At 68.6% G+C, this 13,373-nt stretch carries 14 protein-coding genes; 13 read left to right on the forward strand and 1 reads right to left on the reverse strand.

Annotated features, from left to right (window positions below; all coding sequences use genetic code 11):
• The first annotated feature begins 4 nt into the window (after positions 1-4).
• The 6 genes from AC3WQM_RS15255 (at position 5) to AC3WQM_RS15280 (ending at position 6,832) form a co-directional block, all read left to right on the forward strand.
• Entirely contained in the window at positions 5-799 is a 795-nt protein-coding gene (locus AC3WQM_RS15255; protein WP_492679844.1) for an enoyl-CoA hydratase/isomerase family protein, read from the forward strand.
• A 19-nt stretch (positions 800-818) separates the two neighbouring features.
• On the forward strand, positions 819-1,490 hold the full coding sequence (locus AC3WQM_RS15260) for a DUF4126 domain-containing protein (RefSeq protein WP_095947914.1): 672 nt from the start codon (positions 819-821) through the stop codon (positions 1,488-1,490).
• Positions 1,483-3,483: an acetyl/propionyl/methylcrotonyl-CoA carboxylase subunit alpha gene (locus tag AC3WQM_RS15265; RefSeq protein WP_492679846.1), complete on the forward strand. Its 2,001-nt coding sequence runs from the start codon at positions 1,483-1,485 to the stop codon at positions 3,481-3,483. Before AC3WQM_RS15260 ends, AC3WQM_RS15265 begins: the two co-directional genes overlap by 8 nt.
• Before the next feature lie 59 nt (positions 3,484-3,542).
• Positions 3,543-4,520 (forward strand): DUF4349 domain-containing protein, encoded by a 978-nt coding sequence (locus AC3WQM_RS15270; protein WP_492679848.1) that lies wholly within the window; start codon positions 3,543-3,545, stop codon positions 4,518-4,520.
• Between the two features lie 43 nt (positions 4,521-4,563).
• The gene (yfcF, locus tag AC3WQM_RS15275; protein ID WP_492679850.1) at positions 4,564-5,199 is read left to right on the forward strand and encodes a glutathione transferase; all 636 of its coding nucleotides are present in this window, start codon (positions 4,564-4,566) and stop codon (positions 5,197-5,199) included.
• Positions 5,200-5,326: 127 nt separating this feature from the next.
• Positions 5,327-6,832: an AAA family ATPase gene (locus tag AC3WQM_RS15280; RefSeq protein WP_492679852.1), complete on the forward strand. Its 1,506-nt coding sequence runs from the start codon at positions 5,327-5,329 to the stop codon at positions 6,830-6,832.
• Between the two features lie 46 nt (positions 6,833-6,878).
• Here the strand turns inward: AC3WQM_RS15280 and AC3WQM_RS15285 are convergent, their stop codons facing one another.
• Positions 6,879-7,193: an EthD family reductase gene (locus AC3WQM_RS15285; protein WP_492679854.1), complete on the reverse strand. Its 315-nt coding sequence runs from the start codon at positions 7,191-7,193 to the stop codon at positions 6,879-6,881.
• An 87-nt stretch (positions 7,194-7,280) separates the two neighbouring features.
• On the opposite strand from AC3WQM_RS15285, the gene AC3WQM_RS15290 reads away from it, so the two are divergent.
• The 7 genes from AC3WQM_RS15290 (at position 7,281) to AC3WQM_RS15320 (ending at position 13,288) form a co-directional block, all read left to right on the forward strand.
• Positions 7,281-8,201 carry a 2-hydroxyacid dehydrogenase gene (locus AC3WQM_RS15290; protein WP_492679856.1) on the forward strand — a complete coding sequence of 307 codons (921 nt, stop codon included), beginning with the start codon at positions 7,281-7,283 and terminating at the stop codon, positions 8,199-8,201.
• A gap of 90 nt (positions 8,202-8,291) precedes the next feature.
• The gene (locus tag AC3WQM_RS15295) at positions 8,292-9,041 is read left to right on the forward strand and encodes an IclR family transcriptional regulator (protein WP_369630253.1); all 750 of its coding nucleotides are present in this window, start codon (positions 8,292-8,294) and stop codon (positions 9,039-9,041) included.
• Complete coding sequence (locus AC3WQM_RS15300; protein WP_095746917.1) at positions 9,038-9,427, forward strand: cupin domain-containing protein; 390 nt, start codon at positions 9,038-9,040, stop codon at positions 9,425-9,427. Before AC3WQM_RS15295 ends, AC3WQM_RS15300 begins: the two co-directional genes overlap by 4 nt.
• A gap of 23 nt (positions 9,428-9,450) precedes the next feature.
• Positions 9,451-10,464 (forward strand): Bug family tripartite tricarboxylate transporter substrate binding protein, encoded by a 1,014-nt coding sequence (locus AC3WQM_RS15305; RefSeq protein ID WP_492679858.1) that lies wholly within the window; start codon positions 9,451-9,453, stop codon positions 10,462-10,464.
• Between the two features lie 124 nt (positions 10,465-10,588).
• Positions 10,589-11,815 (forward strand): CaiB/BaiF CoA transferase family protein, encoded by a 1,227-nt coding sequence (locus AC3WQM_RS15310; protein WP_492679860.1) that lies wholly within the window; start codon positions 10,589-10,591, stop codon positions 11,813-11,815.
• The gene (locus tag AC3WQM_RS15315) at positions 11,812-12,981 is read left to right on the forward strand and encodes an acyl-CoA dehydrogenase family protein (RefSeq protein ID WP_492679862.1); all 1,170 of its coding nucleotides are present in this window, start codon (positions 11,812-11,814) and stop codon (positions 12,979-12,981) included. Before AC3WQM_RS15310 ends, AC3WQM_RS15315 begins: the two co-directional genes overlap by 4 nt.
• Before the next feature lie 10 nt (positions 12,982-12,991).
• Entirely contained in the window at positions 12,992-13,288 is a 297-nt protein-coding gene (locus AC3WQM_RS15320) for an acylphosphatase (RefSeq protein WP_492679864.1), read from the forward strand.
• The last annotated feature ends 85 nt before the right edge of the window (positions 13,289-13,373 follow it).

The following is a 13,373-nucleotide window of genomic DNA, read 5'->3' on the forward strand; positions in this document are numbered from 1 at the left end:
CCGCATGAGCAGCACCTTCACCAAGCTGAACCTCGCCATCGACGGCGCGGTGGCACGCATCTGGCTCGACCAGCCCGACGCGCGCAACGCCTTCGACGACGTCGTGATCGCCGAGCTGACGCAGGCCTTTCTCGAAGCCGGCGGCGCGCCGCAGGTCAAGGCCGTCGTGCTCGGCGCGAACGGCCCGGCCTTCTGCGCGGGCGCCAACCTGAACTGGATGCGCCGCATGGCCGACTACACCCGCGACGAGAACCTCGCCGACGCGGGCAAGCTGGCCGACATGCTGCGCACCATCGCCGAGTGCCCCAAGCCCACCATCGCGCGCGTGCAGGGCGACGTGTACGCGGGCGGCATGGGGCTGGTCGCGGCCTGCGACATGGCCGTGAGCGTCGACACCGCGTGGTACTGCCTCAGCGAAGTGAAGATCGGCCTCGTGCCCGCGACCATCAGCCCCTACGTGCTGCGTGCGATGGGCCCGCGAGCCTCGCAACGCTACTTCCTCACAGCCGAGCGCTTCACCGCCGCCGAGGCGCACCGCATCGGCTTCGTGCATGAAGTGGTGGCCGCCGACGCGCTCGACGCCAAGGTCGACGAGCTGCTGAAGGCCCTCACCGGCGCCAGCCCCGCCGCCGTGCGCGCCTGCAAGCAGCTGATCGCCGACGTGGCCGGCCGCGAGATCGACAGCGCGCTCATCGCGAAGACGGTCGAAGGCATCGCGGACATCCGCGCCAGCGACGAGGGCCGCGAGGGCGTGCAGGCCTTCCTGCAGAAGCGCAAGCCGTCCTGGCTCGCCGGCTGACAGCCCACCAAGGACCGCCATGAACGCACTCGACATGCCGCAACTGCTCGCACTGGCCGCCGCCATCGGCTGGGCCAGCGGCGTGCGTCTGTACCTCGTCGTGCTGCTGACCGGCCTGGTCGGCTACTTCGGCTGGGTGCCGCTGCCTGCGGGGCTGCAGATGCTCGCGCATCCGATCGTGCTCGCGGTCAGCGGCTTCATGGTGTTCGTCGAGTTCTTCGCCGACAAGATCCCGGGCCTGGACTCGCTGTGGGACGTGGTGCACACCGCCATCCGCATCCCCGCCGGCGCGGCGCTCGCGGCCAGCGTGTTCGGTGCCGACCATGGCGCCATGGCCGTCGTTGCGGCGCTGCTGGGCGGCGGCTTCGCGGCCACGGCGCATGCGGCCAAGGCCACCACGCGCGCGGCCATCAACACCTCGCCCGAGCCGTTCTCGAACGTCGGTGCGTCGCTGGTCGAAGACTCGATGGTGCCGGCCGGGCTGTGGCTCGCGGTGGCGCATCCGCTGGTCTTTCTGGTGCTGTTCGTCTTCGTGCTCGTGCTCAGCGTGTGGCTCATCCGCAAGAGCTGGCGTTTTCTGCGCGCGCTGTTCAGCCGCGTGGCACGCATCTTCAGTGGCCGGCCCGATCCGGGCGTCACGTCCGCCTTTCAACTGAAAAAGAATCCTCCGGGAGACACTCCGAATGTTTAAGAAGATCCTGATCGCCAATCGCGGTGAAATTGCTTGCCGCGTTGCGGCCACTGCACGCCGCATGGCGGTTCGCACCGTCGCCGTGTACTCCGATGCCGACGCGCACGCCAACCATGTGCGCGCCTGCGACGAGTCGGTGTACCTCGGCGGCAGCGCCCCGAAGGACAGCTACCTGCGCTGGGAAAAGATCCTCGAGGCCGCCAAGGCCACGGGCGCCGAAGCGGTGCATCCGGGCTACGGCTTCCTCAGCGAGAACGAAGAGTTCGCACAGGCCTGCGCCGACGCCGGCCTGGCCTTCATCGGCCCGCCGCCCTCGGCGATCAAGGCCATGGGCCTGAAGGCCGAGTCGAAGCAGCTGATGGAAAAGGCCGGCGTGCCGCTGGTGCCCGGCTACCACGGTGCCGACCAGGACCCGGCGCTGCTGCAGCGCGAAGCCGACCGCATCGGCTATCCGGTGCTCATCAAGGCCAGCGCCGGCGGCGGCGGCAAGGGCATGCGCGCGGTCGACAAGGCCGCCGACTTCGAGGCCGCGCTGGCCTCGTGCAAGCGCGAAGCCATCAACAGCTTCGGCGACGACGCGGTGCTGATCGAGAAGTACGTGCAGCGCCCGCGCCACATCGAGATCCAGGTGTTCGGCGACACGCAGGGCAACTACGTCTACCTGTTCGAGCGCGACTGCTCGGTGCAGCGGCGCCACCAGAAGGTGCTCGAGGAAGCGCCCGCGCCCGGCATGACCGAGGCGATGCGCAAGCAGATGGGCGATGCGGCCGTGGCTGCCGCTCGTGCTGTGAACTACGTCGGTGCAGGTACTGTCGAGTTCATCGTCGAGCAGCGCGAAGGCGGCGAGATGAACTTCTTCTTCATGGAGATGAACACGCGCCTGCAGGTGGAGCACCCAGTGACCGAAGCGATCACCGGCCTCGACCTCGTCGAATGGCAGCTGCGCGTGGCCTCGGGCGAGCCGCTGCCCGCCAAGCAATCGGAACTGCAGATCCACGGCCACGCCATCGAGGCGCGCATCTGCGCCGAGAACCCCGACAACAACTTCCTGCCCGCCACCGGCACCTTGCGCGTGTACCGCAAGCCGCAAGCCACGGCCTTCCAGCGCAGCCGCGTGCGCATCGACGACGGCGTGCGCGAGGGCGGCGAGATCTCGCCCTTCTACGACTCGATGCTCGCCAAGCTCATCGTGCACGGCAGCACGCGCGCCGAGGCGCTGGCCCGGCTCGATGCCGCGCTGGCTCAGGTGCAGATCGTGGGCGTGTCGACCAACGTGCAGTTCCTGCGCGGCATCCTGGCGACCGAGTCGTTCTCGAAGGCCAACCTCGACACCGCGCTCATCGAGCGCGAGCGCGCCGTGCTGTTCGACCGCGAGCCGCTGGGCCTGCCGTTGGCCGCAGCCGCCGCCATCACGCGCACGCTGGTCACCGAGTGGCCGACGCAGCTGCCCGACCCCTTCGAGCGCCGCGACGGCTGGCGCGCGCACGGCGAGTACAAGCGCCGCTTCGACTTCGAGTTCCGCGGCGCCGAGCACAGCGCACTGCTGACCTACCGCCGCGACGGCGGCCTGAACCTCGCCGTGGGCGGTGTCGAAGGCCCGCTCACCATCGGGCGCTTTCCCACGGGCGAGTTCGAGCTCGAGTTTGCCGGCACGCGCCAGACCCTCGACGTGCACTTGGACGGCGCCACCGCCCACGTGTTCGCGGCCAAGGGCGCCACGCGCCTCACGGCCATCGACCGCCTCGCCCACGCGGGCGACACCCACGCCGAAGGCGGCCGCCTCACGGCGCCGATGCCCGGCAAGGTCGTGTCCTTCGCGGTCAAGGCCGGCGACAAGGTCAGCCGCGGCCAGCCGCTGGCCGTGATGGAAGCCATGAAGATGGAGCACACCATCGCCGCGCCGGCCGACGGCACGGTGGAGGAACTGATGTTCTCGCCGGGCGAGCAGGTGGCGGAAGGCGACGAATTGTTGCGAATGGCGGCGGCCGCTTAACCCCGATCCGGGCGCTCGCCCGTATCAGCGGTGGTAGTCATTCTTTTCAAGGAGTCCTGATGATCCGCCGCACCCTTTCCCTGTCGACACCCCGCGCCGCCGTGCGCCACCGCGCGGGCGCTGTCCTGCTGGCCCTGGCGGCTGCCCTGTCGCTGGCCGGCTGTGGCCGCGAGCGCGGCGCCGAGTCGGTCGCGCCGGCCTCCGCGCCTGCGCCCATGCAGGCCCCGCCGATGGGCTATGGCGGCGGCATGGCCATGAAGGAGCAGCAGAGGGCGCGTGCGCCGCAGGCCGAGATCGCCGCGTCGCAGTCCGACGAGGCGCGGGGCGGCAGCGGCGAGACCGCGCTGCAGCGCTTCCTGGCCGTGCGGCAGGACCTGAACGTCGAAGTGCCGGCCGAGCAGCTGGCCGATGCCTGGGGCAAGGTGCGCGACCTGTGCGGCACGCTGAAGTGCGAGCTGCTGTCGTCTTCGCTGCTGCGCGAGACGCCGCAGCAGCCGGGCAACGCCCTGCTCGAGATGCGTGTGGAACCCGCCGACGTCGACAAGCTGCTCGGCGGCCTGGCCGGCGTGGCGAACGTGGTCTCGCACACCACCACCAGCGAGGACAAGACCTCCGAGGTGATCGACGTCGAGGCCCGCATCAAGAACCGCACCGAGTTCCGCGACAGCCTGCGCGTGATGCTGCGCGACACCGTCACCAAGCGCACCATGGCCGACCTGCTGGCGATCCAGCGCACGCTGTCGGACACGCAGGCTGAGCTCGACGCCATCGCCACCCAGCGCAAGGTGCTGGCGCAGCAGACCAGCAAGCAGCATATCCAGATCCAGTTCACGCCCAAGCGCGCGTTGGTCAGCGGCAGCGACGGCTACAGCCCGATGGCGCACGCGCTGCGCAACGCCGGCGACGTGCTGGCCGAAAGCGTGGGCGCGCTCATCACCTTCGTGGCCGCGGCGCTGCCGTGGCTGCTGCTGGTGGTGCTGCCCGTGGGGTGGCTGGTGCGGGTGCTGTGGCGTCGTCGCCGCCCTAAGATCGCGTAAGGGCCGCAACCGGGTCCGCCGCCATCCCCAGGAGCCTTCCGCGATGCAAGACCCGATACGCCTGTACGTCGATGCCCAGTTCGCCAGCCCTTACGCCCTGTCGGTGTTCGTGGCGCTGCATGAAAAGCAGCTGGACTTCGAGATGACACCGCTCGACCTCGCCGCCCGGGAGAACCGGGCCGCCGGTTTCTCGCAGCTGTCGCTCACGCAGCGCGTGCCGACGCTGGTGCATGGCGACTTCGCGCTGTCGGAATCGTCCGCGATCACCGAGTACCTCGACGAGGTGTTTCCGGGAACACCGCTGTATCCCAGGGACGCGCGCAGCAAGGCCCGGGCCCGCCAGGTGCAGGCCTGGCTGCGCAGCGACCTGATGCCGATCCGGCAGGAGCGTTCGACCGAGGTGGTGTTCTACGGGCCCACGCACGCGCCGTTGTCCGCGGCGGCGCAGGCGTCGGCCCGCTCACTGTTCGATGCGGCCGAAGCGCTGCTGCCCGTGGGGTCGGAAGACCTGTTCGGGGCTTGGTCGATCGCCGATGTCGACCTCGCGCTGATGCTGAACCGGCTGGTGCTGAACGGGGATGCGGTGCCGCAGCGGCTGGCATCCTATGCAAAGCGGCAATGGCAGCGGCCCTCGGTGCAGCGTTGGGTTCGGCAAGCGCGACCGCCGCTGATGGCATGATTTCGGCCGGCTGCCAAGGGGCGGTGCGGCGGAGGTGGGGCATGGGGCGATTTCGAGAATTCCCTGCACGCACATCCGTCGATAGCCGATACGGGCGACGCAACCACAACGAGGGCGCTGCAAGACAATGACCGATCTCAAGATATCTGAAGGCAGATGCCAGTTTTGCCATCGTGTTGCGAGCGACGTACCTCGCTTGATCGCCGGGGATTCGGCCTTCATTTGCAGTGACTGCGTGGAATCCTGCAGCGCGCTGCTGAACCCGAAGGAAGGCGTTGCGGAAGACAGCCAGTTGGCGGAGTACTACCTGTTCGAACGTCTGGCGCGACACTTCGCCCCGTTGCGGCCACAGGAACTCATCGCGACATCGCGTACGTACCCCTTGCGCCAGCAGGCCGACCTTCAAATGGCCCTGGACGACATCTTTGGCGAGCGGCGCATCCCCGAGAACTTCATCGGCATCCACCAGCAATATCGGCATGAGGTGCTGGGTTTTTCCAAGGTACTGGAACAAGGGCGCGGCGCGGTGGAAGCTGCGCCCGCGCAGTACGAAGAGGTCGACATCGGCCGGGGCGAAACCGTTCGCTGTCTCAAGAACGGTTTGTGGCTGATGCGCGATGGCGGCGAAGCCTTCGCCGTGCTTCTTGCGCAGCACCACGATTACGGGGGCAGTGGCGACACCAACATCGAAATCATGGCGGCCCCCGGTGAACACGGCGCGGCCCTGTGCACCCGTGTGTTCGATGCCCTGGAATTGCGATTGTCCAAGGGGAGTTGCTACCGCGGCCGCGTGCTCTCGCTGGAGCGGCAGGACCAATATTCGGGGCATGCACCGCGCATCTTCGTGCACGAATTGGAAACGGTGTCGCGAGGGGACGTGATCCTGCCGGAGGCCACCCTGGCGGCCGTGGAGCGAAATGTGCTCGGCTTTGCCGGGCAGCGGCAGGCGCTGCGCGCGCTGGGCCTGTCCACGCAGAAGGGCCTGCTGTTTCACGGCACGCCAGGAACAGGCAAGACGCATTGCATTCGCTATGTGGCAGGGCGCTTGCCGGATCACACGACCCTGCTGATCACCGCTGAAGGCGCGGGACTGTTGCCGCAGTACATGGCGTTGGCGCGGCTGCTTCAGCCGGCGCTGGTTGTCATCGAGGATGCGGACCTTATCGCCCGCGATCGGAGCGAGCGTGCCGACGCCTGCGATGAAGTCATGCTCAACCGACTGCTCAACGAGATGGACGGTTTACGCGAGCGTGCCGACGTGTTCTTCATCCTGACGACCAACAGGCCAGAAACGCTGGAACCAGCACTGGCCAGCCGGCCGGGGCGCATCGATCAGACCATCGAGTTTCCCCTTCCCAATGGGGACTTGCGAAAGCGATTGATCGCCTTGTACGCAAAGACCTTGCCGGTGCCCGCTGCGCTGGTGGAAGAACTCGCGCGGCGAACGGATGGCGCCAGCCCGGCGTTCATCAAGGAATTGCTCAGGCGCATCGCCCAACATCACCTGGAGGTTGCGCAAGGCGGCGACGTGGCTCACGACACGGCCGAGGCCGCCCTGCATGAGATGCTGTTTTCGGGGGGCGCCCTCAATGCGCGTTTGCTGGGCGGCGCTGTACCGGAGGCGCCCAACTGAGACGCCTCCCTATGGAGTTCGGCAGCGAGCAACGCCCGCGTGTTCGCTACCCCACCACCACTTCGCTGATCTGCATCACCGGCGCGATGTCGGTGTAGTTCTTCACGTCGCCCATGATCTCCTTCATGTGCGGGCCGAAGGCCTTCTGGAAGGACTCGACCGATTCGGCGAACACGTGGCACATGCCGACATACGTGGGCGGCGAACCCGGTGCGCCGCCGCCCAGGCCCTTGTCGATGGTGTACGAGAGGCAGGCGTCGCCCATGCGGGCCTTGAGCATCGGCATGTGCTGGTCGCGGTAGTAGTCGTGGTCGAACCGCGCGCCGGGAGTGTGGGGGTACATCACGCTGACTTTGATCATTCGAGGGGTCTCCTTGGTGGCTGAATGCGGTCGAGCATAGGAGATGGCGCGCGACGCAACAAGCCGGTGCCTTCTAAGATGGCGCCCATGCGAATCTCCGTCTACCTCACCGACAACCGTCCCGATCCCTGGATCGATGGCCTGAAGGCCGAACTCCCCGACGCCACCATCGAAGCCTGGACGCCCGGCGCGCCGCAGGCCGACCACGGCGTGGTGTGGGCACCACCCCAGCAGTTCCTCGACGAGCAGCCGAACCTGCGCGGCCTGTTCAACATCGGCGCGGGCGTCGATGCGCTGCTCAAGCTCAAGGTGCCGGCGCACACGCGCATCGTGCGCCTGGACGACGCGGGCATGTCGGTGCAGATGGCCGAGTACGTGTGCCACACGCTCATTCGCCACTTCCGCGAATTCGACGTGTACGAGGCCGATGCGCGCGAAGGCAAGTGGAGTTACCGCAAGCCGAAGCTGCGGCGCGACTTCCCGGTCGGCATCATGGGCCTGGGCGTGCTCGGCGAGCGCGTGGCCAAGGCCGTGGCGCAGTTCGAGTTTCCGGTGCTCGGCTGGAGCCGTTCGCCCAAGGCGCTCGACGGCGTGCAGGTGTTCAGCGGCGAGGCGCAGTTCGAGGAGTTCCTGGCGTCCACGCGCGTGCTGGTCAACCTGCTGCCGCTGACCGAGTCCACGCGCGGCATCCTGAACCGCACCACGCTGGGCAAGCTCAAGCCCGAGGGCTACCTCATCAGCATCGCGCGCGGCGGCCACCTGGTCGAAGACGACCTGATCCCGATGCTCGACGCCGGCCAGCTCGCGGGTGCGACGCTCGACGTGTTCCAGGTCGAGCCGCTGCCGGCCGACCACGCCTTCTGGCGCCACCCGAAGATCACCGTCACGCCGCATGGCTCGGCGCGCACGCTGCGCGAGGAGTCCATCGCCCAGATCGCCGGGAAGATCCGCGCGATGGAGCAGGGGCTGCCGATCGCCGGCATCGTCGATCCCGTCCGGGGCTACTGACGCCCCGGCGCCGACGACGATCCGGCCGGAACGCGGCCGGCGGGGGAAAACCCCGACGCTTTTGTTTTTCACATACGAGAAAATTTCTTCATGGTTGTGAAAACGGCATTCCGCGTGATCGAGATCGTCGAGCTCTTTGCCCGGGAGAAGCAGCCGCTGGCCCTGTCCGAGATGGCGCGGCTGCTCGACATGCCGGTGTCCAGCTGCCTGGGCCTGATCCGCACGCTCGAAGAGCAGGGCTACATGTACGAGACCGGCCGCCGCCAGGGCTACTACCCGACGGGCCGGCTGCTGGCCATGGCGCAGGTCATCGCCGCGCACGACCCGGTGCTCGACCGGGTGAAGGCCACGCTCGAGGAACTGCGCGACGCCGCCTGCGAAACGGTGGTGTTCGGCAAGTTCCGCGATGCCGAGCACGTCGTCTACCTCGATGTGCTGAGCGCGCCGCAGCGCATCCGTTACACGGCCGAATCGGGCGAAACGCGCCCCGCGTACGCCAACTCGCTGGGCCGCGCGCTGCTGTCCACGCTCGCGCCCGAGGCGCGCCGCAAGCTGCTCGAGGGCATGACGCTCGCGCCGCTCACCGACGCCACGCTCACCACCGCCGATGCCATCGAAGCCGAGCTGCAGCGCGGCGCCGCGCGCGGCTGGTACGGCAACCTCGGCGAAAGCATTCCCGACCTGATCGGCCTGGCCTGGCCGCTGCGCATCGGCGGCGAGGCCTACGCGATCTCGGTGGCCGGCCCGCGCTACCGCATGGAGCCGCGCATCGAGGAGATCGCGGCGATGCTGCGCTCGGCGTGCCTCGCGATCGAACCCAAGACAGAAAGCCCCCGATGACTGCCACCGCTGCACGCTACTTCGTCCGCGAGGACGAGATCACCGGCTACCACCCCGCCAACCACACCGGCACGCTGAACAAGCGCCTGATCGGTCCCGAGACGGTGGGTGCGAAGCAGCTCGAGGTGCTGGTGGGCCACATCCAGAAGGGCAAGGGCGCGCTGCCGCATGCGCACCCGGGCATCGAACAGGTCTGCTACATGCTCGAAGGCCGCGCGGTCGCCGAGGTGGGCGGCCAGCGGCAGGAGCTGCACCCTGGCGACAGCTGCTTTTTTCCGGCCGACGCGATGCACACCTTCACGGTGGTGAGCGACGAGCCGGTGCGCGTGCTGGTGATCTACAGCCCGCCGTACGAGGAATCGCCGGAGCGCGTGATCCGGCCCTGAACGACAACCCCGGAGACACAACCATGCAGACGAAGAACGCGACAGAAACAGTCGCGGTGGAAAGCCGCCGCCGTTTCATTTCCATCGGTGCTGCGGCGGGCCTCGTGGGCGCCGCGCCCTGGGCCTTCGCGCAGGACGGCGGCTACCCGAAGCAGCCGATCAAGCTCATCGTGCCCTTCGCCGCTGGCAGCGGCACCGACGCGGTGGCGCGCATCACCGCGCAGATGCTGGGCGAGGCGCTCAAGGCCTCGGTGATCGTCGACAACCGGGCCGGCGCCAGCGGCGTGATCGCGGCCGAGTTGGTGGCCAAGGCGCCGCCCGACGGCTACACGCTCTTCATGACGACCAACACCACGCACTCGGCCAACCCGAGCCTGATGAAGTCGCTGCCCTACGACCCGGTGAAAGACTTCGCGCCCGTCAGCCGCATGGGCAACCTGCCGTTCATGCTGGTGGTGAACAACGACCTGCCCGTGAAGAGCATCGCCGAGCTGCTGGCCTGGGGCCGCGCGCATCCGGGCAAGCTGACCTACGCCAGCGGCAACAGCACCGGCATCGTGAGCGGCGCCACGCTGTCGCGCATGAGCGGCATCCCGATGCTGCACGTGCCCTACAAGAGCACGCCGCCGGCCATCGCCGACCTGATCGGCGGACAGGTGTCGATGATGGTGGTCGACCTCGCCGCGGGGCTCGCCACGGTCAAGGCCGGCAAGATGCGCGCCATTGCGGTCACCACGCAGGAGCGCACCAAGCTCTTTCCCGAACTGCCGCCGCTGGCCGACACGCCCGAGCTCAAGGGTTTCGACATCACCTCGTGGAACGGCGTGTTCGCGCCGGCCGGCACGCCGCGCGATGTCGTGCTGAAGCTCAACAAGGCGCTCGCGGAGATGGCGAACGGCACGGTCTTTCGCGAGCGCGTGAGCAGGCTGGGCTTCGATGCGTTCGGCAGCACGCCGGAAGAACTCGGGGCGTTCACCGTGACGGAGCTGGCGAAGTGGAAAAAGCTGATCCAGGCTGCGGGCATTCAACCGGAATGAGCGCTGAACCGACTTTCTCCCTCCCCTTCCGGGGGAGGGCCGGGGTGGGGGCACGCGGCGTATCCATCGGGCGCTCTGCCTGCCCCCATCCCAACCTTCCCCCGGAAGGGGAAGGAGCCAAGACATGAACACCACGGGACCACTTCACGGCATCCGCATCCTCGACCTCACGGCTGTGGTGATGGGCCCGTACGCCACGCAGACCCTCGGCGACCTCGGCGCCGACGTCATCAAGGTCGAGCCGCCGTCGGGCGACAACCTGCGCGCCGTCGGCCCGATGCGCCATGCGGGCATGGGCGCGATGGCGATGCACCTGAACCGCAACAAGCGCTCCATCGTGCTCGACCTCAAGCAGCCCGAAGGCCGCGAGGCCTGCCTGCGGCTCGCGGCGGGCTGCGATGCGCTCATTTACAACACACGCCCGCAGGCGATGGCGCGGCTGGGGCTCGGCTACGAGGCCGTGGCCGCGGTCAATCCGAAGATCGTGTACCTCGGCGCCTTCGGCTACGGCGAAGAAGGCCCGTACGCCGGCAAGCCCGCGTACGACGACCTGATCCAGGGCGCGGCCGGCGTCGCCTCGCTCTTCGCGCAGCAAAGCGGCGGTGCGCCGCGCTACGCGCCCGTCACGCTGGCCGACCGCGCCGTGGGGCTGCAGGCCGCCATCGCGCTGCTCGCCGCCGTGCTCAGCGCGCAGCGCACCGGCAAAGGCCAGGCGGTGGAAGTGCCGATGTTCGAGGCGCTCTCGCAGTTCGTCATGGGCGACCACCTCGGCGGCCACAGCTTCGAGCCGCCGCTCGGGCCCACCGGCTACGCGCGCCTGCTCGCGGAGCACCGCAAGCCCTACGCCACGGCCGACGGTTACCTCGGCGTGCTCATCTACAACGACAAGCACTGGCAGGCCTTCTTCGACGTGATCGGCCGGCCCGAGCTGCGCAGCTCGCCGATGTTCGGCACGCACACGGCGCGCGCCGCGAACATCGGCGCGGTCTATGCGTTCGTGGCCGAGGTGATGGCCACGCGCGGCAGCGACGAATGGATGGCGCTGCTCGAAGCCGCCGACATCCCGGTCGCGCGCCTGCACACCACCGAAAGCCTGCTCGACGACCCGCACCTGCGCGCCGTCGATTTCTTCCCCGAGTTCGACCACCCGAGCGAAGGCCGCATCCGCACGCTCGCGCCCGTCGGCCGCTACAGCGCCACGCCCGCGGCCATCCGCCGGCCCGCGCCGCGCATCGGCGAGCAGAGCGTCGAGCTGCTGCGCGAAGCGGGTTACGCGGACGACGCCATCGACCGCCTGCTCGCGCGCGGCGTCACGCTGCAGCCGGAACCCATGAAAGACAGCAGCAAATGAATTTCTCCCTGAACGAAGACCAGCGCTCGCTCGTCGCGGCCATCGAGCGCCTGTGCGAAGACTTCCCCATCGACTACTGGCGCGACCACGACGACCGCGCCGTGTTCCCGCACGAATTCCACCGCGCCGTCGCCGACAGCGGCTGGCTCGGCATCGCGATGCCCGAGGCGCAGGGCGGCGCGGGGCTGGGCATCACCGAGGCGGCGCTGATGATGCGTGCCATCAGCGCGTCGGGCGCGGGCATGTCGGGCGCGTCGTCGGTGCACATGAACATCTTCGGCCTCAACCCGGTGGTGGTTTTCGGCACCGAGGCGCAGCGCCAGCGCTTTTTGCCGCCGCTGATCGCGGGCACCGAGAAGGCCTGCTTCGCCGTGACCGAGCCCGATGCGGGGCTCGACACCACCAGCCTCAAGACGCAGGCGGTGCGCCAGCCGCATGGCGGGTACCTGCTGCACGGCCGCAAGATCTGGATATCGACCGCGCAGGTGGCCGATCGCATGCTGATCCTCACGCGCACGACACCGCTCGACCAGGTGAAGAAGCCCACGCAGGGCCTCACGCTGTTCTATACGCCGCTGGACCGCAGCAAGGTCGAGGTGCGCGAGATCCACAAGCTGGGCCGCGCGGCGGTCGACTCCAACATGCTCTTCATCGACGGCCTCGAAGTGCCCGAAGAAGACCGCATCGGCGAGGAGGGCCGGGGCTTCGAATACATCCTGCACGGCCTGAACCCCGAGCGCATATTGATCGCCGCCGAAGCCATCGGCATCGGCCGCGCCGCGCTGCGCATCGCTTCGCAGTACGCGCAGGAGCGCGTGGTCTTCGGCCGCCCCATCGGCCAGAACCAGGGCGTGGCGCACCCGCTCGCGCGCGCCTGGGCCAACCTGGAAGCGGCCGACCTGATGATGCTCAAGGCCGCCACGCTGTACGACGCGGGCGAGCCTTGCGGCATCGAGGCCAATGCCGCCAAGTACCTCGCGGCCGAGGCGGCGCACGATGCTTGCCAGAACGCCGTGCTCACACTGGGCGGCATGGGCTACGCGAAGGAATACCATGTCGAGCGCCTGCTGCGCGAGAGCTACATCCCGCGCATCGCGCCGGTCAGCCCGCAGATGATCCTGAACTTCATCGCCGAAAAGGCACTGGGGCTGCCGAAGTCGTACTGACCCACTTTCCATGAACGCCCACGCCACCATCACCCGCCACCTCGTCGTCCACGGCCTCGTGCAGGGCGTGGGCTATCGCTGGTCGATGGTGCAGGCCGCGCAGCGGCTCGGCGTGCGCGGCTGGGTGCGCAACCGGCGCGACGGCAGGGTCGAAGCGCTCGTGGCCGGCGAGGCCGATGCGGTCGAGGCGCTGGTGCACTGGGCGCGCCAGGGGCCGGCCGGTGCGCGCGTGGCGGCGGTCGATGTGAGCGAGGCCGACGCCACGAGCGATCTGCCCGACGGCTTCACGCAACGCGAAACCGTCTAGCGGCCGTTTTCCTGCAGGGCCGACCGGTTGGCACCATTTGCAACCCCGCAGGCGCGCATTGCTACCTTCCGCGACTTGTGTACCC

This window comes from Variovorax sp. FW301-JW7, assembly GCF_058788795.1.